23 protein-coding genes are annotated in these 23926 nt (G+C 38.1%); 13 read left to right on the top strand and 10 right to left on the bottom strand.

The window, feature by feature from the left end; genetic code table 11:
- Nucleotides 1-5: 5 nt before the first annotated feature.
- Nucleotides 6-1007 carry an alpha/beta hydrolase gene (locus B2V92_RS15890; protein ID WP_293309878.1) on the bottom strand — a complete coding sequence of 334 codons (1002 nt, stop codon included), beginning with the start codon at nt 1005-1007 and terminating at the stop codon, nt 6-8.
- A 367-nt stretch (nt 1008-1374) separates the two neighbouring features.
- On the opposite strand from B2V92_RS15890, the gene B2V92_RS15885 reads away from it, so the two are divergent.
- The 3 genes from B2V92_RS15885 (at nt 1375) to B2V92_RS15875 (ending at nt 5063) form a co-directional block, all read left to right on the top strand.
- Nucleotides 1375-2346: a polyprenyl synthetase family protein gene (locus B2V92_RS15885; protein WP_293309876.1), complete on the top strand. Its 972-nt coding sequence runs from the start codon at nt 1375-1377 to the stop codon at nt 2344-2346.
- Nucleotides 2346-3404, top strand: coding sequence for a TerC family protein (locus B2V92_RS15880; RefSeq protein ID WP_293309874.1), 1059 nt, complete (start codon nt 2346-2348; stop codon nt 3402-3404). The genes B2V92_RS15885 and B2V92_RS15880 overlap by 1 nt, the downstream gene beginning before the upstream one ends.
- A 213-nt stretch (nt 3405-3617) precedes the next feature.
- Entirely contained in the window at nt 3618-5063 is a 1446-nt protein-coding gene (locus tag B2V92_RS15875; RefSeq protein WP_293309872.1) for a M20/M25/M40 family metallo-hydrolase, read from the top strand.
- A 152-nt stretch (nt 5064-5215) separates the two neighbouring features.
- On the opposite strand, the gene B2V92_RS15870 is transcribed toward B2V92_RS15875, so the two are convergent.
- Nucleotides 5216-5968, bottom strand: a complete 753-nt coding sequence (locus B2V92_RS15870; protein ID WP_293309870.1) for a hypothetical protein — start codon at nt 5966-5968, stop codon at nt 5216-5218.
- Nucleotides 5969-6152: 184 nt separating this feature from the next.
- On the opposite strand from B2V92_RS15870, the gene B2V92_RS15865 reads away from it, so the two are divergent.
- A complete protein-coding gene (locus B2V92_RS15865) occupies nt 6153-6989 on the top strand; it encodes a M23 family metallopeptidase (RefSeq protein WP_293309868.1) in 837 nt (278 codons plus the stop codon).
- Nucleotides 6990-6993: 4 nt separating this feature from the next.
- The gene (locus tag B2V92_RS15860) at nt 6994-7383 is read left to right on the top strand and encodes a bactofilin family protein (RefSeq protein ID WP_293309866.1); all 390 of its coding nucleotides are present in this window, start codon (nt 6994-6996) and stop codon (nt 7381-7383) included.
- Here the strand turns inward: B2V92_RS15860 and B2V92_RS15855 are convergent.
- The 4 genes from B2V92_RS15855 to B2V92_RS15840 form a co-directional block, all read right to left on the bottom strand.
- Nucleotides 7380-8135, bottom strand: coding sequence for a hypothetical protein (locus B2V92_RS15855; RefSeq protein ID WP_293309864.1), 756 nt, complete (start codon nt 8133-8135; stop codon nt 7380-7382). The genes B2V92_RS15860 and B2V92_RS15855 overlap by 4 nt on opposite strands.
- A 9-nt stretch (nt 8136-8144) precedes the next feature.
- Entirely contained in the window at nt 8145-8573 is a 429-nt protein-coding gene (locus tag B2V92_RS15850) for a CBS domain-containing protein (RefSeq protein WP_293309862.1), read from the bottom strand.
- Between the two features lie 169 nt (nt 8574-8742).
- On the bottom strand, nt 8743-8880 hold the full coding sequence (locus tag B2V92_RS15845) for a hypothetical protein (protein ID WP_293309860.1): 138 nt from the start codon (nt 8878-8880) through the stop codon (nt 8743-8745).
- A 276-nt stretch (nt 8881-9156) separates the two neighbouring features.
- Nucleotides 9157-9828, bottom strand: a complete 672-nt coding sequence (locus B2V92_RS15840) for a hypothetical protein (RefSeq protein ID WP_293309858.1) — start codon at nt 9826-9828, stop codon at nt 9157-9159.
- A gap of 266 nt (nt 9829-10094) precedes the next feature.
- Between B2V92_RS15840 and ahcY the strand changes: the two genes are divergently transcribed.
- The gene (ahcY, locus tag B2V92_RS15835; protein ID WP_293309856.1) at nt 10095-11411 is read left to right on the top strand and encodes an adenosylhomocysteinase; all 1317 of its coding nucleotides are present in this window, start codon (nt 10095-10097) and stop codon (nt 11409-11411) included.
- A 448-nt stretch (nt 11412-11859) separates the two neighbouring features.
- A complete protein-coding gene (locus B2V92_RS15830) occupies nt 11860-12201 on the top strand; it encodes a DUF6370 family protein (protein ID WP_293309854.1) in 342 nt (113 codons plus the stop codon).
- Between the two features lie 122 nt (nt 12202-12323).
- Here the strand turns inward: B2V92_RS15830 and B2V92_RS15825 are convergent, their stop codons facing one another.
- The 4 genes from B2V92_RS15825 to B2V92_RS15810 all read right to left on the bottom strand — a co-directional run bounded on the left by B2V92_RS15825 (nt 12324) and on the right by B2V92_RS15810 (nt 16272).
- Nucleotides 12324-13169 (bottom strand): polysaccharide deacetylase family protein, encoded by an 846-nt coding sequence (locus B2V92_RS15825; protein WP_293309852.1) that lies wholly within the window; start codon nt 13167-13169, stop codon nt 12324-12326.
- Nucleotides 13170-13304: 135 nt separating this feature from the next.
- Nucleotides 13305-13799 (bottom strand): hypothetical protein, encoded by a 495-nt coding sequence (locus B2V92_RS15820; RefSeq protein ID WP_293309850.1) that lies wholly within the window; start codon nt 13797-13799, stop codon nt 13305-13307.
- Between the two features lie 450 nt (nt 13800-14249).
- Nucleotides 14250-14630 (bottom strand): GtrA family protein, encoded by a 381-nt coding sequence (locus tag B2V92_RS15815; RefSeq protein ID WP_113950261.1) that lies wholly within the window; start codon nt 14628-14630, stop codon nt 14250-14252.
- Between the two features lies 1 nt (nt 14631).
- Nucleotides 14632-16272, bottom strand: a complete 1641-nt coding sequence (locus tag B2V92_RS15810; protein ID WP_293309847.1) for an ArnT family glycosyltransferase — start codon at nt 16270-16272, stop codon at nt 14632-14634.
- A gap of 83 nt (nt 16273-16355) precedes the next feature.
- On the opposite strand from B2V92_RS15810, the gene B2V92_RS15805 reads away from it, so the two are divergent.
- The 6 genes from B2V92_RS15805 (at nt 16356) to gcvP (ending at nt 23625) form a co-directional block, all read left to right on the top strand.
- Nucleotides 16356-17072 (top strand): pyridoxine 5'-phosphate synthase, encoded by a 717-nt coding sequence (locus tag B2V92_RS15805; RefSeq protein ID WP_293309845.1) that lies wholly within the window; start codon nt 16356-16358, stop codon nt 17070-17072.
- Between the two features lie 127 nt (nt 17073-17199).
- The gene (locus tag B2V92_RS15800) at nt 17200-18096 is read left to right on the top strand and encodes an EamA family transporter (RefSeq protein ID WP_293309843.1); all 897 of its coding nucleotides are present in this window, start codon (nt 17200-17202) and stop codon (nt 18094-18096) included.
- A gap of 115 nt (nt 18097-18211) precedes the next feature.
- Nucleotides 18212-18775, top strand: coding sequence for a hypothetical protein (locus B2V92_RS15795; RefSeq protein ID WP_293309841.1), 564 nt, complete (start codon nt 18212-18214; stop codon nt 18773-18775).
- A gap of 18 nt (nt 18776-18793) precedes the next feature.
- Nucleotides 18794-19285: a hypothetical protein gene (locus tag B2V92_RS15790; protein ID WP_293309839.1), complete on the top strand. Its 492-nt coding sequence runs from the start codon at nt 18794-18796 to the stop codon at nt 19283-19285.
- Between the two features lie 70 nt (nt 19286-19355).
- Entirely contained in the window at nt 19356-20363 is a 1008-nt protein-coding gene (locus B2V92_RS15785) for a hypothetical protein (protein ID WP_293309837.1), read from the top strand.
- 385 nt (nt 20364-20748) lie between these two features.
- Nucleotides 20749-23625 carry an aminomethyl-transferring glycine dehydrogenase gene (gene gcvP, locus B2V92_RS15780; RefSeq protein WP_293309835.1) on the top strand — a complete coding sequence of 959 codons (2877 nt, stop codon included), beginning with the start codon at nt 20749-20751 and terminating at the stop codon, nt 23623-23625.
- Nucleotides 23626-23926: the final 301 nt, after the last annotated feature.

Raw genomic sequence — 23926 nt, 5'->3', positions numbered from 1 at the left:
TTGATTTATTTAGAAGTTTCCAAAGATATTTTTAAGGTATCTTTAATGTATTGGTTTATTGCTTTTTCTACACTGGGCAAATCTTTCGAAGTAATATACGATCCCATTACATGGTTGCCTGCGTTGGGGATGGCTACTTTTTGCTTTAAATTGCTTGGGGTACCCAGCTCATTGTACATTTTTAACATGGCATCTACCTTAACCACCGGATCCTGCTCCAGTTCATTTTTATAATAATAAAGCAGTAACACGGGTTGTTTAACTTTTTGGAAGGTTGGTTTAAGCATGCTGCTTTCAATAAACTCTTCCAGCTCAACCAGCGATTCGAGCCGGTAATGCGTATACCAGTATTTTTTGTACTCGTCGGTACGGTCGTCAACCTTGCGTTCTTCGCCACCCACTACCCTCCGGGCAATTTGTAAACCCCATGGATTGTTTAAAAGCCAGGCATTTTTATCGTTAATGGCTACATTTGGCGACATTAAAATCAAACTGTTGATTTCGGGATAGGTAGCCGCTAATTTTAAAGCCACCGTTCCGCCGGTAGAGGTACCCACTAAAATTACTTTTTTGCCCAGTTTTTTACCAATTGCATAGGCTTGTTTGCTGGTTTCCCAAAGTCGGTCGGCTGTAAAATATTGCATGGGTGCCAAGGTATCGATACCATGATCGGCTAGGCGTGCAAGGTATAGATTAGCATGCAGCTCTTTCGCTAAATTTAGGTGTACCGGATTACCTTCTGTTTTTGATGCAGAAAAGCCATGTAAATAAACAATGGCATATTCGGTTTGCTGATGGAGGCTATCGGCCCAGATAATTTCGGCCTCGTTGCCGGGTTTTATCTTGTGCATGGATTCGATGCTTGCTACGTAGTGATCGAGATCTTCGAGATCGGGCACTTTGGTAAGTTCCTCATTAAATACCGGCTTTTTGGGTTTTGGCCCCAACAGGTAACCTGCAATAATTAATGCCGAAAGACCTATGATTACTTTATAACGTTTTTTCATCAGCAGTTTATTTATTTTTCATCGGTAATGACGCCATCATAATTTTATGATATTTACAGGTATGTGATGGTTTTATCTGACCTGCAATATTGGTTTAAATGTAAAATTTGAAATTAAATAAAGCTAATTTTTTTCGATGAAATAATTGTCAATTTGAGGGCGCTTGATTGCACCGGCCGTTCAGATTAAACCTGATAGCGCCAAATAGCCCACAGCCCGAAGCATGAGGGCGCGGACTATGGGCAATAGCAGGAGAGAAGATGGTAGAATTTACTGCCCAATCCTTTTCAAATCCTTAATAATACGTTTACAGATTACCTATTTATGGGAAATTAGTTTAAGTTTGCAATCAAAATTTTTCGACTTAATGCCGGGAATCGAACAGATAAAAACACCTATAGCTGCTGATATTAAAGCGTTTGAAAAAACCTTTAAGGAATCGATGCATAGCGACGCACCGTTGCTGGATAGGATTACCCATTATATTGTAAAGCAGAAAGGCAAACAGATGCGGCCGATGTTCGTATTTTTTGCGGCTAAACTGTGCGGTGGGATTACCGAATCAACCCATCGTGGGGCAGCTTTGGTAGAACTTTTACATACGGCAACTTTGGTGCACGATGATGTAGTGGACAATGCCTATGAGCGCCGGGGCTTTTTCTCTATCAATGCTTTATGGAAAAATAAGATCGCCGTTCTGGTTGGCGATTACCTGCTGGCCAAAGGATTATTGCTTTCGGTAAACAATAACGAACACCGTTTGTTACAGATTGTATCGGAAGCGGTGAAACAGATGAGCGAAGGTGAACTGTTGCAGGTAGAAAAGGTGCGCAGGATGGATATTTCGGAAGAACTGTATTTTGATGTGATCCGACAGAAAACCGCTTCTTTAATTGCTTCATGCTGTGCTGCGGGTGCTGCTTCGGCCGGTGCCGACGATGCTACAATAGAAAAAATGCGGCTGTTTGGAGAAAAAGTAGGAATTGCCTTTCAGATTAAAGATGATACTTTCGATTTTGGAACTGATGATGTTGGTAAACCGGTAGGCATTGATATTAAAGAGAAGAAAGTAACTCTTCCTTTGATTTATGCCTTAAACAGGGCCGAAAAAACAGAACGCAAAAAAATGATCAACCTGGTGAAAAACCATCAGGATGATCCGGTTAAAATTCAGCAGATTATTGATTTCGTAAATGCACATGAAGGTGTTTATTATGCAAACCAGAAAATGTTGGAGTACCAGAATGAAGCATTTGATATTTTGCACAGCTTTGAGGCAGGCGAAGCCCAAACGGGTTTGGAGCAGCTTGTACTGTATACCACTGAACGTAAAAAATAATGGGTAACGAATTACTTTTTAGCTTAGGTTTTTTGCTTTTTATTGCATTGATCCTTGCTTTGGATTTAGGTCTTTTTAGCAGGAAGGAGCATGTAGTGAGCTTAAAACAGGCTGGGATAATGAGTTTGATTATGGTGGCACTTGCCATCGGTTTTTATTTTATCTTATTAACAGAGGGGCACCAGCTCCACGGAATCAGGGATTTTGCCCATCTACAGGAAATTGTAACCAAACACCAGCACCATATTAAGCTCATTCCGGGCGATTTTGAAGGAAGTTTGGCGGTTTATAAACAAAACCTCGGACTGGAGTTTTTAACCGGCTATGTAATTGAATATGCACTTTCGGTAGATAATATTTTTGTAATTGTCCTTATTTTCTCTGCATTTGCGGTTGAAGAGAAGTATTACCACCGGGTATTGTTCTGGGGAATATTGGGCGCCATCATTATGCGCTTCATTTTTATTTTTGTTGGCGCAGCCTTGATTACCAAATTTGCCTGGATACTTTATGTTTTTGGTGCTTTTTTGGTATTTACGGGCGTGAAAATGTTCTTCAGTAAAGAAGAAGACGATAAAATTGATCCCGAAAACCATCCCGTTGTAAAATGGGCTTCCAAGATATTCTCGATCCACCCAAAATACGAGGGTAAAAACTTCTTTGTGAAAATTGATCATAAAAGAATGGTTACACCATTGTTTTTGGTGCTTTTAATTGTAGAATTTACGGATCTGCTTTTTGCGGTCGATTCTATCCCGGCCATTTTTGCAGTAACCAAAGATCCTTACATTGTATTTTTCTCCAATATTTTTGCCATCATGGGTTTACGTTCCATGTTCTTTTTATTGGTAAATATTATCCATAAATTCCATTATTTAAAAACGGGTCTGGCCTTTTTACTGGCCTTTATCGGCGTTAAAATGTTGGGGCATACCTATCTCGAAAAATGGGGTTTCACTACCGAACATTCGCTGATCGTGATTTTGAGCATTTTGGTGATCAGTATTGTGGCCTCTTTGGTTTTTCCAAAGAAAAAGGCGCATGTTAAAGAGCAATAATCTTAACAGGTCTATTTTTATAATGGTCGTCACCCTGAATTTATTTCAGGGTCTTAAAGACAGTAGATTAGCAAGATAGATACTGAAACAAGTTCAGTATGACGACTCTTATTGTTAGTTTGCATTCGAGGCGCAGTACTCCAAAGCAAAATATACGTTACAGCTACCATTATCTGCCTAAAATTTGTACTTTCAGCAGATAAACTAAACCTGATGAAATACCTTTTCTCTACCGCGCTTCTTTGTACAGCCTTATTTGCAAATGCCCAGGATAAATTCGGCGATGTTTTTGCTAAAATCAATGCCGATGTACAGCAAAATTCAAAAGCTTACCAAACCCTTAAATATGAAACCGAAACTATTGGTCACCGTTTAACAGGTTCGGCAAATGGGGCAAAGGCAGAGCAATATGCATTCGATTTACTAAAATCATACGGCTGCGACGTAAAATTTCAACCTTTTGAGGTAGAAAGCTGGGCACGGAAAACCATTAATGTAGAAATTGGTGCAGATAAAAGCCATCTTGCTAAAATGAAAGCAGTTACCCTGGCACATTCGCCGGTGAATGCAGATATTACAGGCGAAATTGTAGACGCAGGTAATGGGCTGGAGGCAGATTATCAGGCCAGTCCTGAAAAATTTAAAGGTAAAATCGCACTGATTTATCTCGGGGTATTACCCGGCTCACCGGCAGGGACAAAATCATTGCACCGTTCGGAGAAAACTGCAATAGCAACAAAATATGGTGCCATTGGTGTAATCATCATCAATACGGTAAAAGATGGTGTGCTTTTAACCGGAACCGCTTCGGTAACGGGGAAATTAATTCCCATCCCTGCCGTTTGTATCGGTCTGGAAGATGGGATGGCATTGAAAGAGAAAATTAAATCACAGCCGCAAACGGCACATATAGCCATGACCAATTTCTCTGGATTGATTAAAGCACGCAATGTGGTTGCAACTTTTAAGGGAACAGCATTGCCTAAAGATAAGATTGTTGTCGGCGGACATTTGGATAGCTGGGATTTGGCTACGGGTGCCATCGATAATGGCATCGGCTCTTTCGCGATTATGGATATGGCAAGAACTTTTAAAAAGCTGAATTTAAAAACCAAACGTACGGTAGAGTTTGTATTGTTTATGGGAGAGGAGCAGGGGCTATTGGGATCAAAAGCTTATATTGATCAGGCTAAAAAAGACAGAAACCTTAACCAGGTGAAATTTATGCTGAATTACGACATGACGAACGATCCGAAAGGTTTTTCTACTTCAAGAAGTGAAATGAAAGATCTTTTTACTACTTGGGGAGCTGATATTGTAAAGATTGATACCGGTTTTAAAAACCTGTTTAATGCAGGCGCGGGTTTACATAGCGATCATCAGCCATTTATGTTAGAGGGAATCCCTACGGGTGGTGGCTTTGGAGGCAAACTACCCAATAACTCCGGACCATTTTACCATTCGGATGGTGATAGTTTTAAACTGGTTGATGAGCAGCAGCTCAAAAATACCGTACGTTATAGTGCCATGTTAACTTATGCCCTGGCCAATACCCCAAAAATATCGGTAGGTGTACAGGGAGAAGAAGAATTGAGGGCTTTCCTGGAATCACAGAATTTAAAGGAGCCGTTAATGATTGCGGGTGAGTGGCGTTGGTAGCAATGATTGGGTGGATTCGCTTCGCGGGTGATTGCACAGATTTGTGGATTGCACAGATTTAAAGGGCGACGTTTCATTCATTGAGCCGTCATTTCGACCGTAGTAGAGAAATCTATAAAACATGCTTCTTCAAGAATAGTTAATCTTGAATGTTAAAGCAGCCAGTAAAATACTTTGTAAGCGAAGAACTGCTGATCTAAAGTTACTGTTTTGTTAATTGGTGTAATATCAGCTAGTCTTAAATCACTTTTGGGTTTACCTTTATGGTTTTCTTCAGGGAAACCGCTTACCCTGCTTTGGCCTGATTTTATTGATAATGGCGATAACACAAAACTTAAAGTATCACCTTTTAAAATTCTGCTAAACATAACCGCCGTATTATTGATTTGCGTAATTTTAACATTCCTATTTACAGGGAAAGGTTTTCCGTTTTTATAATAAAGACCTAAGCTTTCCATGGTTTTAAAATCAGTACTTCCGTAAATATTAATTACATAAGCAGTATCGGGAAGTTGATTTTTGAATTTTTTCTTTGCAGCAATTATTTTTTCATGGTTGGCCGGAACACTTTCTAAATAAAAATCATCTGACTTTATTTTATCATAATTTCTTGCTGTTTTAAACATTCGGCCAACAATATCAACAGGAGTGTTGCCTTCATCAGAAATAAATAAAAAATAACTCACCAAAACAGTCGAAATGATGGCCAATAATTGAAAATATTTGGTTTTTGTCTTTTTTCGTACTAATATGAAATGGATGAGCGAGAACACTAATGAAATTATTACAATAAGTGGAATTGTTAATAATGCAGCTAAACTAGCTCCACCGCCAGCCATCGGAAAACTTTGAAACAGGATGAAATTTATGATAATCGCCAGTGCCGGGTAAATAAGAGCTTTCATTTAATTGTTTTACCACTAATATAGTTGATTAATTGCTTTAGTTTGTGTTTTAACTGTGTGTTAACGCTACATTAAGACGTCTTAATCTTTTATTCCCATCAGTGTTAAACTTACACTTTGTCTTTGCTTATGTAGTTGTAAATCATATATTTGTTTTTGTCCCAAACAAACAACCTGTGAAAATATGAACAGAAAACGGAATAGAACAACCGTCATTTTTGTAAATAAAAACCAAAATTCGAGTAAGCCCATACAAGTTCCTACCGCTTATGTTGTACATTGGAAAAAGTATATTTTTGGCCTTTTAAGCTTGTTTTTAATACTTCTGGCAAGTGTATTTTACCTGATCAGAAACAACTCTAATATCGAATTGGCAAAAAATAAACTCGAAGTAGCTCTCCTAAAAAGTAAAAACAAACTTTCGGTTATAGATACCTCATCGTTGAAAAAACATTATCAATCGATAGATAAAAAGTTACTGACCATCAATAAGTACCTAAAGGCACGTGGCTTGAAACCGATTTTAACCGGCAACGAAGGGGGAGAAGAAAGTGATGAGGTTTTATCGAGCGAGGAAATCAGCGAATTTTATGATAATTACCTCAGTAAAATTGCCTACAATGTGGCCTATACCCCAATGGGATATCCACATTTGGGTACCATTACATCAGGTTATGGTCACCGCGAAAATCCTTTTACCGGCGAAAATGTAGAAACACACAAAGGATTGGATATCAGGGCCAGTTACGGCGATCTTGTTAAAAGTACAGCAAACGGAAAAGTAATTTTTGCCGGTAAACGTGGCGGTTATGGCAATTGCGTGGTAATTAAACACGGCAACGGTTTCGAAACCTATTATGGCCACCTTTCCAAAATTCTGGTTAAGGAAGGCGAGAACGTTGTTGCCGGAAATAATATTGGTAAGGTAGGTTCAACCGGACGCTCTACCGGACCTCACCTGCATTACGAAGTACACCAAAACGGCAAAGTTGTAAATCCAAGATCCTTTTTAACCTTGTAAAAACATGTTCAAAAAAAATAACCAGATAAAAGATTTAAATCAACAGGAAATTTCTACCATTATCGGCCTTGGTTTTACCATTACCGGCGAGCTAAAAGGAAAAGCGGTAATCAGGATAGATGGAACCGTAATTGGAAATGTAAATGTAGAGGGCGGTATTGTTTTAGGCGAAAAAGGAATGATTAAAGGTGATATCCAAACCGATTCTGCTATTATTTACGGTACTGTTAACGGGAATGTGAAAGCGCAGAACCTCGAAATCAAAAAAACAGGCAAGGTTAACGGCGACATTAAAGCAGAAGCCATAGAAATTGAGATGGGCGCACAGTATAACGGAAAGCTCGAAATGCATCAAGCCGGCAAAACTGAAGAGAAAGTGGCGGTAAAAGCTTAATCCGGATCGAGGTTTAAGGTATCTATTTCAATTTTTGTTTTTTTTGAAAGGTATTCGATCATTTCATCTTCCTGGTTGATAACGCCAAGTCCATCATGGGTATTCCAGATGCTTCCATCATTAAATTTGATGTAGTGGTGGGGCTCAGATTTCTGACCGTCGCCATATTTAATCATTTCAATAAAATAGATCGATTTAATATTGACAATTGGTTGGGTTTTTGGCTTAAAACTCCAGAATTTATTAAACACGATTTTTTTAGGGTAAATTTGAATACTGTATTTAAGCCCACAGAACAGTAATAACGACGAAAAACCTACCAATAAAATAGATATAGGCCTGATTGCTTTCCGTCCATCAAAATTGTGTTTTGAATTGGTATAAACCTCATACTCCTCATATCTTTCTCTGAGAAGTAATTTATAGGTAAAATCCATCGGTATAGCAACAAAACCAAATGCAAAAATGGAGGCAATGCCATACCAAAAAACATCATTGGGATAAAAGTGGAACAAGCTTAAATCTTTATGTTGTATCTGCTTTGATAGGAAAATGAATAAATTACCTAACAGATATCCTATCAGTGCGATATAGATAAATAAAGGTACAATTGCAAAAAGTTCCCATTTTGCATATTGCTTTTCGAGGTATTTGAAGCTTACCTGAATATATTTTTGTGGCCTTTTATAGGGTAAAAAGAAGGCCAATAGTATAAAAACTAACGAAACAGCGGCTTCGATGGGAGCGTACATTGAAAAAAATTATCCGCTAATATAACTTTCCAATTGCGAAATGGTCTGTTTTTGATCGGCTATAATAAATTTTACCACATCACCTATTGATACCATGCCTTTTACCTCGCCGTTTTCTACAACTGGTAAATGGCGGATGTGTTTATCAGTCATCAGTTCCATGCAAAGGTCGATACTATCGCTCAATTTAATGCTGATGGGGTTGGCTGTCATCGCTTCTTTGATCAGGGTATCTTTTGAAGATTTTCCCTGGAGGATGATTTTTCGGGCGTAATCGCGTTCGGTAAAAATTCCCTGCAGCTTTTCGTTTTCCATAACCAATACTGCGCTGATGTTTTTTTCGGTCATTACCTTTAAGGCATCTAACACTGAAATATTTTCAGTTACCGAAATAATGATGGCCTGTTTGGTATCCAATAAATGTTTTACGCTTTTCATAAATGTTAATTTGGTTACAACAATTTAAGAAATAATAAGCTGTAAATCAAAGTTTTGTTTTGGGTTTTTCAGGACTTTACATATGGGACACAGTTTTTATATTTTTTATACTAAGGGAATGGTAACTGCGGACTTGGTCAAAGATTCTTTGTATACTAAACTTTAATTGCTACTGATCAGTATCGTAATTTTCCTGTTCGTACTTATTCTGGCTTTCGTTTTCTATTGTATCCGGTATTACCTTTCTGATCGAAAAATCAATTATGTACAAGCTATCACCTGCTCTGATAGTATCTATACCTTTCATATCTCTAGGTGTGATCGTCTTATAGACTTCGTCATTATTTTTTTTGTTCTTGTCGCCAATTATAAAAATCTTACACAAAACTGGTAAGGTCACCATTGCTATAAGGCCTAAAATTATGCTCATTATATTAAGACGGGATTTTGCAGTATAACTGAGTGGCATTGAATGGCTAATGTAAAAACTATTTTAAATTTTCATAAAATGAAATCTTGGCAATTACTTTTGATTTTTTATAACCTTCCAAAAAAGACAAAAAGATGGTAGCGCATTGCTATCTTATTCTTCAGATATAGGCATCTCATGTAAAGCAGTTTGGTTTTCTGGATGCATTGAAAGTAATACCTCTTCAGCAATCGTTCTCAAAGTTGATATTAACGGATCTCCCATTGAATTCCTCTCTTTGTCAGTTGGATCCATTCCTTTGTAATACGTGTACCCTAAGCTATTTTTCCTAGATACCTCGTAATAATCCTTAGGCAAAGATGGGTCATAATGCGCTCCTCCGTCGGTGTCTGCAATGCATGAAACTATTTTTTGCCGTGTAAATTTATTGCCAGAATGATCAACGTATACAAGCTCCTTATTCCACCAAGCACCAAAGATTAGTTTTCGTTCGAAAACGAAGGGCGGTTTATTGTGTGAATACACAGGGTGCAGTTCGCCTCGAAATTTAAAGTTAATAAGCGGTGTATGTTGAGCTAGATTATTTGGATCATAATTTCTACCTGTGGATAATAGGTATCTTCCCTCTAGATCTAGTACCTGACCTACTAAAGATTTAGAAATTCTTGTCTCGTGGAATAGAGATCTTATTTTTGTTGCGATTTCGGTATAAAAAGTGGTATTACCATCGTCGTATAGCTTACACAGTTCCCCTAGCTTTACCCAAGCATCCATCATTCTGGTAAACTTTTCCTTTGATGTGAGTAAGATGCGTTCTTCCTTCATAAAATAAAACTAATTAAAATCCATATTAATACTGACATACAAGACTAAATATTTAAGTTTTGTAACCAATTATAATAATTTTAAAGCATAAATAAGGGTTTTAATAAAGGGCATAAATAACATAGAAAGACTTGTAATCAAATATTGCAAACTTAGCTTGAAAACCAGTATTTTATTTTACAATCCTCCAACCTGCTTACCCTTTAATTATTTGGCTTTCACAAAGGGATGTGGTAACTTTGCATCACATTTAAAAACAAATAATTATGTCATCAGTAGAGACAACTTACATTCCTTACAAAGTTAAGGACATTTCACTGGCAGAATGGGGCCGTAAAGAAATCGAATTAGCCGAAGCAGAGATGCCAGGTTTAATGAGTTTACGTAAAGAATTCGGTCCAACACAACCGTTAAAAGGTGCGCGTATAGCAGGCTGTCTGCATATGACCATCCAAACGGCTGTTTTAATCGAAACATTGGTGGCCCTTGGTGCTGAAGTTACCTGGTCATCTTGCAATATTTTCTCAACACAGGATCATGCTGCTGCGGCAATTGCTGCTGCGGGTATTCAGGTTTATGCCTGGAAAGGTTTAAACGAAGAAGAATTCGACTGGTGTATTGAGCAAACCCTTCATTTCGGTCCGGAGCAACAACCATTAAACATGATTTTGGATGATGGTGGCGATTTAACCAATATGGTTTTCGACCGTTTCCCTGAATTGATTGCTAACATTAAAGGTTTATCAGAAGAAACTACAACCGGTGTTCACCGTTTATACGAAAGAATGAAAAACGGAACATTGCACTTACCTGCAATTAACGTAAACGATTCGGTTACCAAATCTAAATTCGATAACAAATACGGTTGCCGCGAATCATTGGTTGATGCGATCCGTCGTGCTACCGATGTAATGATGGCCGGTAAAGTAGCTGTTGTTTGCGGTTACGGAGATGTAGGTAAAGGTTCTGCAGAATCGTTAAGCTCGCAGGGCGTACGTGTTATCGTTACCGAAATCGATCCAATCTGTGCATTACAGGCTGCAATGGAAGGTTACGAAGTGAAACGTTTAGATACTGCAATTAAAGAAGCAGATATTGTAGTAACCACTACCGGTAACTGTGATATCGTTCGCGAAAAACACTTCAGGGCATTAAAAGATAAAGCGATTGTTTGTAACATCGGTCACTTCGATAACGAGATCGATATGGCCTGGTTAAACGGTGCTTATGGCGATACCAAAGTAGAAATTAAACCACAGGTTGATAAATATACCATCGATGGTAAAGACGTAATTGTACTTGCTGAAGGTCGTTTGGTTAACTTAGGTTGTGCAACCGGTCACCCAAGTTTTGTAATGAGTAACTCGTTTACCAACCAAACTTTGGCTCAATTAGAACTTTGGACAAACACTGCTGCTTACGAAAACAAAGTTTATACTTTGCCTAAGCATTTAGATGAAAAAGTAGCTCGTTTACACTTAGAAAAAATCGGTGTGGAGTTAGATGTTTTAGATCAACACCAGGCTGATTATATCGGTGTACCGGTAGAAGGTCCGTTTAAAGCAGATACTTACAGGTATTAATTCAGTTTGCAGTTTTTAGTTAGCAGTTAACCGAAAATGTAAAATACAAAAGGGATGTGCAACTTGCATATCCCTTTTTTTATTCCCCTCTCCCAGAGGGGTGTCCGCAGGACGGGGTGTCTTTAGTTGTTTTTTAAAACCTACGAGGTTTTTTAGTACATAACGTCATCCTGAATTTATTTCAGGATCTATTTAGTAATAATTTAAATTTATGTCTATTTGGGCGTTACCCAAGCTACGCAAGGGTCGGGCTTTTCAGGGCTGCGCTTCGCTCCGGTACCGATGAAGGATCGGTACTGAACCCTTACAATCCCTAACGCAAAACCCACTGTTTTAAATCAAACCTCGCAGGTTTAATTCGGGTTGCTTGATATTTTCATAGGCCTCATTGAGGGCTGCGCCGTTTTAAAACCTGAAAGGTTTCGTTATATTTGAAAAAACACAAACAATGAAAAAGTTAATTTTTGCAATAGTACTAGGTTTATTTTCAGTTTCTGTAAATGCCCAAACTGCGCCCCAAAAAGCTGCAACGGCGAAAGTAATTACCAAACAGGTTGTAGATATTGCCTGTGGCGAATGTCAGTTTAAAATGAAGGGTAAAGATTGCGAATTAGCCGTTAAAATAGATGGTAAACCTTATTTTGTAGATGGTAAAGGTATCGACGATTTTGGCGATGCGCATGGCGAACATGGTTTCTGTAATGCTGTAAGTAAAGCAGAAGTTACCGGCGAAATTGTAAACAACCGCTTTAAAGCAAAGGAAATAAAATTGTTGCCGGTTAAGAAGTAATTTTACCGCAAAAGGCGAAAAGTTTTTCGCAAAAGGGCACAAAGTGTGGTTTATAACAAACCTATTTTAATCTCTGTGATCTTTGCGTCTTTTCTCTGTGTTCTCTGTGGTTAAAAACGCGTTTACTCAAACTCTTTCTCCAAACCTGCTCTCAAATCAAAAAGCAGCCACTGTTTATTTTTTACGTCGGCCTGTTTAGTTTTTAGCAGTTGTATAAAATCTTTCACGCCTATTTCTTCGTTTCCATTACCGTGGATCAAAACAATACTCCCTGCATTAGGCTGCTGTCCTTTGGCTAACCAGGCGTCACTACCGATAGGGATCAAGCCATAAGCTTCAATCTTTTCTACAATGCTTTTATCGGATACCAATCCTGGGAAACGGAAAAATACCGATGGTGTTAAACCGTTTTTTAACATTAATTTTTCGTTCTCCAGCACTTCTACATCTAAATTGGTGCCGGGTGCAAGTAAAAAATTTTCGGCAAGTGGCAGTTTATTTACCTCATGGTTGTAGGTGTGGTTTACCCAGGTAATGTTCAGTTCCTTTTTCTCTACCAAACTTTTCAGCCAGTTAAGGTCGTCCTGATGTTTCAGCATCCATTTGCCCGAAACAGAAATGGCTAAAGGAGCCGGCTGTTCTATCTTTTTAAATTCATCAAAAACCGATTGGAAAATAACCCTGTCCAGTGCTTTGTGCGATGGACAGAGATCAATGGTTAGAGTAATGCCTTTTTCATTCGGAATGGCGTGATCAATCCCCGCATTCTGCAATTGCAGATCTTTAGCTGCTGCAGCCTCGATCGATTTAACATAGGCTGTATTTTTAAAAATGGCCAGAACATTCTGAAATTGTAAACTGCTGGTACTGTAATTATTGGCCAGATCTACTTTGGTATCTAAAGTTTCCGGATTAACCAGTAACAGGTATTTTTGATTGTTTGCGGTAAAGCTTCTTGTTGCAATCAATTTTTGGTTCAGGCCCGTTGCAATCGCGAAATTTACTTTGTAACGCTTAACATCATTAAAATTTTGTGCAAAAGATAAATGCGCAAGACATATTAAGAAAATGAACAATTTAAATTTCATAAATCAATAAGCGAACTAAATAAAGTGAAGGTTTTCTGCTTTCTTTTCTTTTTTCCGCTCTTTCTGATCTCGTTTAAAATCACGTTTTAACTCCTTTAGTTCTCTACGCATATCTTTCCGTGCTTCTCTTTTATCAGCAGCATTGTCGAACTCCTGCATTTTAAAATCATCTATAATACTTTTTTTCTCTATTTCGTAGTTCATTAAATCGCCGTTATCGTTCAGGCTTTTCATGATCATGTTGGATAAGGCTTTCTGATCGCCCGGAGAAGTAGATTTACCCAATTTTTCAGCTTCTTTTAGTTGCTTTAACAGGGGTGTGGCCATTTGCTTTGGCATGGCGGCTTTTAACTGTTTTTCTACATCTTTCCATTCTTTGGCAGTCATCTTCTTTGTCGAATCTCCAACCGATGATTTTGATAAGATGGTTCCGTGAACGGTTGTAGGGGCGGCCATTGCAGATAACGAAACGGTGCAAAATGCCAATAGGATGAACATTAATTTTTTCATAGGATATAATTTGAGATGACTGAATTTAAGAAAAATTTTTTGAAAACTAAATTTTTAGCTGTTTCTGATAAAACCTCAGAATTCCTTATTTAAAATCTTTCTAATTTAATTCAAATCATTTATCTTTACAAAACATCCCCAATGAATAAAGAAAAAGTAAAATTATGGTTTAAGCGGGTTGGCCTGGTTGGCTTCCTATTCTTCCTGATAAAAGGATTAATATGGCTCGTTGTAATCTACTTTGTCGGAAAAAAAGTTTCTTAATAAGGTTCATTAGTTCACTGGTCATTTGTTCATTGGTCCGTGCCAAACATATAAAATATCCAGATCTCCCTTAATGTTCTTAATTTCTTAATGGTCAGATTTACCTGAAAGTAAACAGCATATTTGTCAGAAAATTCAACACAAAAACTCTTGCTAAATCATCCGGATATTACTTAATGGTCAGATTTACCTAAATGTAAACAACATATTTGCCAAAAAATTCCACACAAAAACAATTACAATGGCAAAAAACTTGGCTACATAAAAGTTTGTTCCATTTTTTCGTTGGTGAAAAAGATAAATGATAAAGGTATTTAAGCCCAGGCCAATTAAACTCACTACTAAAAATTTACCGAATTCGGTTGCCCAATGTGTGTTGGTGCTTTCAAATGTCCATACCCGGTTAATAAGGTAATTATTGGTTACTGCTAACGTAAACCCAATGGCATTGGCAATATATTTATTGATTTTGATTTTCTCTTTGAAAAGCCAGGTTGCTCCAAAGTCGATCGCCATGCCAAGAAAACCCGTTAATCCAAATTTTAAGATGCGGAAGAATAAATCCATGTTAATGTATTTTAACCAAATAAAATTGCTCTAAAACCTGAGGGCGCGTTTTGGCATTGATAAACTTACCGGTTAATTTGGTAATGTGATAATATTTAAATGATTTTAACACTTCGGCGTGGTAATCGGTTTTTAACCTTTCCAATTCAGTTGCTGGTATGTAAATAACCAGGTCTTTTTCATTTTTCGATTTTTCGAGATCCTCGTAACTCCAGAAGTATTTCGGTTCGCCATTGGCATAAAAATCAAATGAGTACGCATCCGGATACATCAAAACCGAAGCCTTGGCATTAGGATAGTTTTCTTTTAACCATTTGCCTGCTTCCATACCCGATTCATATTTGAGCACTGAGGGGTAAAAAAATGCAGATAGAAAAATCATTAACCCTACCGAAATCATCACGCTTCTTGCCAATAGATTTTCAGTTTTTAATCCTTTAAAAAGCAAGAATGAAAGGCTCAGTAAAACAATCAGAATTGTTATTGCGATATAGTTATTTGTAAAATCAAAAAAGACAGCAACGAACGAGAGGATCAGAACAATAAGAACTGCCAATACGTTTTGAACGGTAAAAAACACTTTTAAGCCTTTTCCTTCCAGTTTCTGGATATATAACGCCGTAATAATGGCAAACTGTGGCAGAATAATTAAAATATAATGTGGCAGCTGGAATTTAGAAAGCGAAAATAACAGGAAGGTAATCGCAGCACTCGTCCAGATCATAATACTTTCCGCGGGTAAACCCACTCTGTTTTTCTTTTTGAAAAGATTAACGACTGCGGTATAAAACAATATCGACCAGGGTAAAAACGCCCAAAGCGTAGTATGCAGAAAGAACGAAATATCACCTTTGCCTTTTATCGGTCCGTTGTTAAAAAAGCGACCGAACTGACTGTCCCAAAAGAAAAATTTTAAACCTGAAACACCGGTTTTTCCAAATACCAGTTTCTCGGGATGTAAATCAAACTGGATGTATAACGTATATAGTTCCGGAATAATAAAAATAAAAATCAAAAGAATGGCAATCCACCATTTTGGCTTTAGCAACTGTTTCCATTGCTTGGTGAGCAACCAGTAAATGATAAATCCACCAAAAACGGGGATCAGCACAAATATTCCCTTGATCATGATGGCACAGGCAGCAAAAAATGACCCGACAACAATATGCCAAAAGGAACCTTGATGTGCTTTATAATAATGATAAATGGCTGCTAAGGTAAATGTGGTAATGTAAATCTCTGCACGTACATCGAAAGTTGAAATAAGAATATGCAGTGAGCTTAGAAAAATCAATGCACTGATCAACCCGGTTTTTTCGCTATAAATATCCTTTGCCAGTTTATAAATGTATCCTGCACCTAATAATCCGAATAAAAAAGACGGCAGTTTATAAGCAAAAGCATTAATCCCGAAAACTTTAAAAGATGCGGCCGCCAGCCAAAAGGTTAAATGTGGTTTGTCAAGCCAATCGGCACCACGTACATAAATATTTACCCAATCGTTCCGTAACACCATGTTTTTGGCAATAGATGCATATAATGCCGAATCGGGTTCCATTATGCCTCCAAAAAGTGCCGGTATACTAACCAGAGCAACCAGGGCAATTAAAATTTTATATAAGGTGGGCTCTTTCAAGTTCATTTACAGGTAGCAAATATGAGCAAAAAAAAGTCAAATTTTTTTAAGCTTTAAGATTAACAAAGGCAAAGCCTTATCTTTGATGCATGACAAAGTTATCGGTTAATATCAATAAAATTGCTACGCTGCGCAACAGTCGTGGCGGTAATAATCCTGATCTGGTTAAGGTTGCATTAGATTGTGAACGTTTCGGTGCACAGGGAATTACAGTACATCCGCGTCCGGATGAACGCCATATCCGTTATCAGGATGTATACGATTTAAAGGCTGTTATTGCCACCGAATTCAATATTGAAGGGAATTGCAAAGAAGATAAATTTGTTGACCTTGTTTTGGCCAATAAGCCTGCACAGGTTACGTTGGTGCCCGATGCCGAAGGACAGATTACTTCTAACCATGGTTGGGATACCATTAAACATAAAGATTACCTGAAAGAAATGGTTGCGGTTTTCCAAAAAGAAGGTATTCGTGTTTCTATTTTTGTAGATCCAGTGGTAGAAATGGTTGAAGGTGCCGTTGAAACCGGAACAGATCGCATAGAGTTATACACCGAGGCTTACGCACACAATTATTTTGCTGATCGCGAAAAAGCAATCGTAAATTATATCGCGGCAGCCCATCATGCCAACACTTTGGGCTTGGGTATCAATGCCGGTCATGATCTGGATCTGCATAACCTGCATTATTTTGCCCAGAGCATTCCCGGTTTACTGGAAGTTTCTATCGGTCATGCTTTAATTAGTGATGCACTTTATTTAGGATTGGAAACTACTATTCAAAAGTATTTACAACAACTCGTTTAGTTTTTAACCGCAAAGACTGCAAAGAAAAGGGCGCAAAGAAACGCACAGCTGAGTGCATAGATTTTAATTAATCTTTGCGCTACTTTGCGAAAATCTCAGTGTCCTTTGCGGTTAATATGAAAAAAATATGTTAAAAGGAATTCTCCTTGTTTTTTTTGGTGCCTGTAGTTTTGGTATCCTCTCTACTTTTGTTAAACTGGCCTACCACGAAGGTTATACTTTGGGTGATGTTACCGGTGCGCAGGCTTTCTTCGGCGCTGTAATTTTATGGATATTATTTTTCTTTCAAAGCAGAACCGCCGGTTATAAAGCTAAAGCTGTGCCTGCCATAACACCTTGGTGGAAAATGATAATTGCCGGTACCTGTACGGGTTTGGTAAGTATTTTTTATTACCAGTGTGTAAAGTTGGTACCTAATTCAGTTGCCATTATTTTATTGATGCAGTTTATATGGATGAGTATTTTAATGGAATACCTCATTTTTAAAAAGAAACCCACAGGATTACAATTGGCAGCAATTTTACTGGTTTTAGGTGGCACCGTTTTGGCCAGCGGAATGGCTGAAACAAGTATTCAGGGCATGGATTTAAAAGGAATTGGTTTCGGTTTACTTGCTGCACTATGTTATGCAGGCTTTTTATTATTAAGCGGCCGGATCGGGAATGAATACGCACCGTTAAAGAAAAGCGCTTTGATGATTACGGGTGCCTGTATATTAATCTTCATTATCTTTCCGCCAACATTTTTAATTAATGGTGCTTTGGGTGGAAGTTTACTAAAATGGGGACTGATTATTTCGGTTTTCGGTACGGTAATCCCACCATTGTTTTATGCCGAAGGTGTGCCGAGAATTGGTACGGCCATTAGCTCTATTTTAAGTGCTGCAGAATTACCTGTAGCTGTAATGATGGCTGGTTTTGTGCTGCAAGAGCAGGTTTCATTTTTAAGATGGGTAGGAGTTGTGGTGATATTATCAGCGATGGTTTTGCCTAATCTGAAGTATCTGAAAAAAGGTAGAGGGTAGGAGGGTTGAAGGTGTAAGGTTAATTTTTTGCAATAATAATCTTCCGACTTTCGGACGCCGGACCTCCGACTTATTGAAAAATTAAATATCTTTAAAAAGCTTAAAGCATTTACCCATGAAAAAATTGACCATTTATATTTTATCCTTTATTCTTATCGGTTTAGCTGCATGTAAAACCAAAACCACCATCAACCAGGATGAAGCCGCCGAAGTAATTACCGATTACCTAAAAGCCAACCCTGAGTATAAAACCACAAGGTTTAAGTTTGGCGAGATGAAATTTAACAGTACAAACGATATGTTCGAGCTGGGTAAGTACAAATCCCTGGCCAGTAAAGGCTTGGTATCACTGAGTTTAAAAGAAGCCAAAAAGAAGTTTCTTTCAAAAGACAGCAGTTTTGTATACCAGATTACTCTAACCGATAAAGCAAGTCCGCTGGTGTTGAAACAGGATGGCGATAAGGCTACGGTAAAAGTAGTAGAGTATGTACTATCAGACGAAAAACCGGTCGATTTCGCGCAGGTAAATTCAAGCACGGCAAAAGTAACGGTATCGTTAAAAATGGTAACCACCGATTTTGAACCTTTTGATAAAGAGGCCAACAAAAACAGCAATTTCATCACTAAAACCTATAAACTGAAGTTGAGCAAGGATGAAGGTTGGAAGGTACAGCGTTAACCATTGACCAAAAAAAATATGGACAAAACCAAATTGTTTAAATTTAGGGAAGGTGTTGTTTATTTTAGATTTTTTCTCTGGACAGTTTTTGCGTTACTAATTCTTATTTCATGCTTTCTGCAGTATGAACAAAACAGCCCTTTGCTAATTATACCGCTTTCTGTTTTTGTTTTAATAAATTGGATTATAAATTTTAGGTGTTTTGTTGCTGTTGTTAAAGGTATTCCTGCAATTGAATTTAAAAATGGGTTTGTTTTTGATTTCCAGAGTGGTGTTGTAATTGATTGGGAAGAAATAAAAACCTATGGCTTAGTGAAAGGCTATCTGTCGTCATTCGTTGAATTAAGAGTGAAGAATAGAAGGAAATATCTGAACCAGACTAAAAATCCGGTTGTTATGATATTGAATCTATTTTCGCTAAATAAGGAGATTATCGTTTTTTCTATCAATATGTCGCTATTAGAAACTGATGGTAACTACTTTATATCAGAACATGAAAAATTGAAATAAATGCTAATATCTACTCATCGAAAAAGTAAAGTGCTTTTAATTTGTGTACAGCTAATCAAAATCACCTGAAATGAAAAAAACGCTCTTAACTTTAATATTGTCTTTCATTTTATTTTCGGCTTTTGGGCAATCTGATTATCGTAAGATCCATCTTGATGACACTTTGCTAAAAGTAAAGAACGTGCTTGAGAAATGTTTGGCCGGTACTAATATTCGCGATTTAAACACAGGTTTTAGCATTAGGCAAAATGAATTATCAAATCATTATAGATTCAAGGGTGATGTCTTAAATATGCTAGCAAAACCAAAAGTAAAGTTAATCGACAGTAAGGTAAATAAGGTTTTAAAAAAATATAGAGATATTAAATTGGATGGCCGTATTTATTTCGATCGGTATTTAGACAGTTCGTTAGTAGATGTAGGATATCATCGGCTTGATACTGTCTACGAATTTATTACCGAACCAAAACCTTTAGAGCCCAGAGAAGGATATTCGAATTTTTCAAAGGAGCTGCATGATATTGTCAAATTAAAAATTAATAAAGGAAAGATTTCAAAAGATAGCGTTTTTTTTGGAAAGAAAATTACATTCTATGTGAGTCGCATTGGATTGATTACCAGGGATAATCAGGATGGTTTTAATAATGAACTTGATAGTTTTTTTAATGCAAAGAGATGGAAAATAGATGCGCATAATGGCTTTCCTGTTGCAGCAAGAGTTGATTTAAACCTTGATGCGAGGTATTTGTTAGATAAAGATCATTGGTACGGACCTGCTGTAACAAGACATGGTTATGTTGATTATGGAGGTAACTTGGCAACCTTAGATTTGATTGTGCCATTTAAAATGAGCACAGAAACTATCTTTTTTAGCCCAGTGTTGCCTGCTCAAAATTGGAAATACACCTCGGTAGTATCAATGGTTTATGATGACTTTTTCCACGAATATAGAAGGGCTATCGTCCATTTTGGAAGTTTAGAAGAAACTGATAAGTTAATTAATGATTTATGTAATTCTTCATTTAGAAATTCACTTGGCGTTTATAACAACCGAATATACTTCTATCGAATGAAATAGGAGGGCTAATGAACCTCAACCCTGCAACGCTGATTTCTTACAGCTCCTTTGTTTTTAAATCAACAGCAGTGGAAATCCTTTTTGCCAAACGTTACGGAAAAGATTGCTTCGTCGTTCCTCCTCGCAATGACGATCATTGAATCAAAAACCTCAAAAAGATTGAAACGCATGTTTGGAACAAACTTAAATTTCAGCACAGCCACTGCTTTCCAAATAATCGCTTATCCGTTTAAAATTGAACAAACGTTTGTCTTTCTTTTTGCGCATAAAAACTACCAATTTTGTCGCTTTTAAGTATAAATAAGACGCCTTTTTTACACTGATTGATAGTGGAATACAGCGTCATTTTTGCTACCTTTGCACGCAAATTTATTATTCATACCGCATGAGCTTAAATATCCACTACAAGGAAGATTTTCAAAATCGTCATATTGCTCCAAATGAGGCTGATACAGCCCAAATGTTGCAAACCGTTGGCGTAAATTCTATCGATGAGCTGATTGAACAAACTGTTCCAACGGCAATTAGGTTAAAACAGCCATTAAATTTGCCTGCAGCGAAATCAGAAACTGAATATCTTGGTGCTTTAAAACAAACTTCATTGTTGAATAAAGTTTTCAAAAGCTTTATCGGTCAAGGTTATTATGATACCATTACCCCAGGAGTAATTTTACGTAACGTATTCGAAAACCCGGGATGGTACACCCAATATACGCCTTATCAGGCAGAGATTGCACAGGGCCGTTTACAGGCTTTATTAAATTTCCAGACGATGGTTATCGATTTAACCGGAATGGAAATTGCCAACGCTTCTTTGTTGGATGAAGGTACCGCTGCTGCTGAGGCCATGTTTATGCAATACAGCTTGCGTAAAAACCAGGCAGCTAAAAAGTTCTTCGTTTCAGAATTGCTTTTCCCGCAAACCATCGATATTTTAAAAACACGTGCCAATCCTTACGGTATTGAGCTGGTTATCGGAAATCACTTAGATTTTACTGCTACCGAAGATTTCTTTGGCGCAATTGTTCAATATCCTGCCGGTAATGGCGAGGTTTTCGATTATGCAGCTTTTGCATCTGCATTACATAACCTCAATATTAAATTAACGGTAGTTGCTGATATTTTAAGCTTAACTTTATTAACGCCTCCGGGCGAATGGGGTGCCGATGTGGTAGTGGGTACTACGCAGCGCTTAGGTATACCAATGGGTTTTGGTGGTCCGCATGCTGCATTTTTTGCCACTAAAGAAGAATATAAACGTAACATCCCTGGTCGTATTATCGGTGTAACCATCGATAGCCATGGCGATTACGCTTTACGTATGGCTTTGCAAACACGCGAGCAACACATCCGTAGAGACAAAGCAACCTCAAACATCTGTACTGCACAGGCATTATTGGCCATTATGGCCGGTTTTTATGCCGCTTACCACGGCCCGAAAGGATTAAAAGCCATTGCAGAACGCACACATGGTTTGGCAGTTAGCTTAGCTTCTACCTTGAAAAATTTAGGTTACGAACAATTAAATTCGGCTTATTTCGATACCATCCGTTTCGAACTAGGAGATCTAAAAGGCGGTATCCACGCTTACTGTTTAGATAACGAAATCAACTTAAATTATGTGGGTAACACCGTAACGATTTCTGTTGATGAAACCACTACTTTCGAAGATATTACCCTAATCGCCAAAATATTTGCAAGGGCAAAAGGTTTTGCAGGTGATCAGGTAGAATTAGTAGAAAATGTAGAAACAGTAATCCCTGCTCAATTACAACGTACATCAGCATATTTAACGCACCCGATCTTTAATTCGCATCACTCGGAACACGAAATGTTGCGTTATATCAAATCGTTAGAAGCAAAAGATTTATCGCTTTGCCACTCGATGATTGCTTTGGGTAGCTGTACAATGAAATTAAATGCTACGGCAGAAATGATCCCGGTTACCTGGTCTCACTTTGGTCGTATCCACCCATTTGCCCCTGCCGATCAGGTATTGGGCTACTATTCTGTTTTTAACGAACTGGATAAATGGTTGAGCGAAATTACCGGTTTTGCCGCCATGAGCTTACAGCCAAATGCAGGTGCACAGGGTGAGTATGCTGGTTTAATGGTAATCCGTGCTTATCACCACGATAGGGGCGATTTCCACCGTAACGTAGCTTTAATTCCTGCTTCGGCACACGGAACAAACCCTGCTTCTGCGGCAATGGCCGATATGAAAATCGTTGTGGTAAAATCGTTGGAAAACGGAAATATCGATGTTGAAGATTTAAAAGCCAAAGCAGAATTACACAAGGATAACCTTTCGTGTTTGATGGTAACTTATCCGTCTACACACGGTGTATTCGAAGAAAGCATTATCGAAATCTGCGAGATTATCCATGCCAATGGCGGACAGGTTTATATGGATGGTGCAAACATGAATGCACAAGTTGGTTTAACAAGTCCGGCTAATATTGGTGCCGATGTTTGTCACTTAAACTTACACAAAACTTTCTGTATCCCTCACGGTGGTGGTGGTCCTGGTATGGGTCCTATCGGTGTGGCGAAACACCTGGTTCCTTATCTTCCTGGTCATGCTGTGGTTGATATCGATAAAGGAAAGTCAATTTCTGCAGTTTCTTCTGCACCTTGGGGTTCGGCTTCGATTCTGATCATTTCTCACGCTTACATCGCAATGATGGGCGCTGATGGTTTAACCAATGCCACTAAATATGCCATTTTAAACGCAAACTACATGAAAGCGCGTTTAGAGCAACATTACCCGGTACTTTATTCGGGTGCTCAGGGCCGTTGTGCACACGAAATGATTTTAGATTGCCGTTCGTTCAAAGCTTTTGGTATCGAAGTTACCGATATTGCAAAACGTTTAATGGATTATGGTTTCCACGCTCCAACAGTTTCGTTCCCGGTTGCGGGTACTTTGATGGTTGAGCCGACAGAATCGGAGCCTAAACACGAGTTAGACCGTTTCTGCGATGCATTGATCGCGATTAAAAACGAAATTTCTTCAGTAGAAAACGGAACTTTGGATAAAACAGATAACCCGTTAAAAAATGCACCTCATACTGTTGCGGTAATTACGGCTAACGATTGGGACCATTTATATAGCCGTCAAACTGCTGCTTTCCCACTTCCTTATGTGTTAGAACGTAAGTTCTGGCCTTCGGTTGGCCGTGTTAATGATAGCCATGGCGATAGATCGTTGATCTGTGCATGTCCGCCGGTTGAGAGTTATTTAGAAGAGATAGTACCTTAGTGAGGTTTAAGGCTTAGGGTATAAGGTTTAAGGTTTTTTGCAGGGTGCGTAAATCATGTGGCAGAAAATCTTAAACCTTTTTTTATGTGCATATTTCAATCAATAGTTCGTCACCCTGAATTTATTTCAGGGTCTATCTAGCAGGAAAGATACTTATTTATCTGCAAGTTTTATGAGTTCATTTCATAAGACTTGCAGATTTTTTTTGGAAACGGGTGTTGCTTTTCCATCGGGAAGTGCAGCCCTGCCATTCGCTTCAATCTTTTTGTGGATATTGTCATGCTGAGGTACGAAGCATCTG

Source organism: Pedobacter sp. UBA5917 (assembly GCF_002432345.1).
GTDB lineage: Bacteria > Bacteroidota > Bacteroidia > Sphingobacteriales > Sphingobacteriaceae > Pedobacter.
The sequence above is the reverse complement of the archived record's forward strand: the minus strand, read 5'-3'. Positions and strand labels throughout refer to the sequence as shown.

What these genes read in the sequence shown, in the direction of transcription:
- B2V92_RS15875 (WP_293309872.1), top strand. Translation starts at nt 3,618, where the DNA reads ATGAAATACCTTTTCTCTACCGCGCTTCTTTGTACAGCCTTATTTGCA.
- B2V92_RS15810 (WP_293309847.1), bottom strand. Translation starts at nt 16,272, where the DNA reads ATGAACTTGAAAGAGCCCACCTTATATAAAATTTTAATTGCCCTGGTT.
- B2V92_RS15840 (WP_293309858.1), bottom strand. Translation starts at nt 9,828, where the DNA reads ATGAAGGAAGAACGCATCTTACTCACATCAAAGGAAAAGTTTACCAGA.
- B2V92_RS15850 (WP_293309862.1), bottom strand. Translation starts at nt 8,573, where the DNA reads ATGAAAAGCGTAAAACATTTATTGGATACCAAACAGGCCATCATTATT.
- B2V92_RS15865 (WP_293309868.1), top strand. Translation starts at nt 6,153, where the DNA reads ATGAACAGAAAACGGAATAGAACAACCGTCATTTTTGTAAATAAAAAC.
- B2V92_RS15855 (WP_293309864.1), bottom strand. Translation starts at nt 8,135, where the DNA reads ATGTACGCTCCCATCGAAGCCGCTGTTTCGTTAGTTTTTATACTATTG.
- B2V92_RS15845 (WP_293309860.1), bottom strand. Translation starts at nt 8,880, where the DNA reads ATGAAAGGTATAGATACTATCAGAGCAGGTGATAGCTTGTACATAATT.
- B2V92_RS15785 (WP_293309837.1), top strand. Translation starts at nt 19,356, where the DNA reads ATGAAAAAAACGCTCTTAACTTTAATATTGTCTTTCATTTTATTTTCG.
- B2V92_RS15860 (WP_293309866.1), top strand. Translation starts at nt 6,994, where the DNA reads ATGTTCAAAAAAAATAACCAGATAAAAGATTTAAATCAACAGGAAATT.
- B2V92_RS15820 (WP_293309850.1), bottom strand. Translation starts at nt 13,799, where the DNA reads ATGAAAAAATTAATGTTCATCCTATTGGCATTTTGCACCGTTTCGTTA.
- B2V92_RS15870 (WP_293309870.1), bottom strand. Translation starts at nt 5,968, where the DNA reads ATGAAAGCTCTTATTTACCCGGCACTGGCGATTATCATAAATTTCATC.
- B2V92_RS15890 (WP_293309878.1), bottom strand. Translation starts at nt 1,007, where the DNA reads ATGAAAAAACGTTATAAAGTAATCATAGGTCTTTCGGCATTAATTATT.
- ahcY (WP_293309856.1), top strand. Translation starts at nt 10,095, where the DNA reads ATGTCATCAGTAGAGACAACTTACATTCCTTACAAAGTTAAGGACATT.
- gcvP (WP_293309835.1), top strand. Translation starts at nt 20,749, where the DNA reads ATGAGCTTAAATATCCACTACAAGGAAGATTTTCAAAATCGTCATATT.
- B2V92_RS15885 (WP_293309876.1), top strand. Translation starts at nt 1,375, where the DNA reads ATGCCGGGAATCGAACAGATAAAAACACCTATAGCTGCTGATATTAAA.
- B2V92_RS15830 (WP_293309854.1), top strand. Translation starts at nt 11,860, where the DNA reads ATGAAAAAGTTAATTTTTGCAATAGTACTAGGTTTATTTTCAGTTTCT.
- B2V92_RS15880 (WP_293309874.1), top strand. Translation starts at nt 2,346, where the DNA reads ATGGGTAACGAATTACTTTTTAGCTTAGGTTTTTTGCTTTTTATTGCA.
- B2V92_RS15800 (WP_293309843.1), top strand. Translation starts at nt 17,200, where the DNA reads ATGTTAAAAGGAATTCTCCTTGTTTTTTTTGGTGCCTGTAGTTTTGGT.
- B2V92_RS15790 (WP_293309839.1), top strand. Translation starts at nt 18,794, where the DNA reads ATGGACAAAACCAAATTGTTTAAATTTAGGGAAGGTGTTGTTTATTTT.
- B2V92_RS15815 (WP_113950261.1), bottom strand. Translation starts at nt 14,630, where the DNA reads ATGGATTTATTCTTCCGCATCTTAAAATTTGGATTAACGGGTTTTCTT.
- B2V92_RS15795 (WP_293309841.1), top strand. Translation starts at nt 18,212, where the DNA reads ATGAAAAAATTGACCATTTATATTTTATCCTTTATTCTTATCGGTTTA.
- B2V92_RS15805 (WP_293309845.1), top strand. Translation starts at nt 16,356, where the DNA reads ATGACAAAGTTATCGGTTAATATCAATAAAATTGCTACGCTGCGCAAC.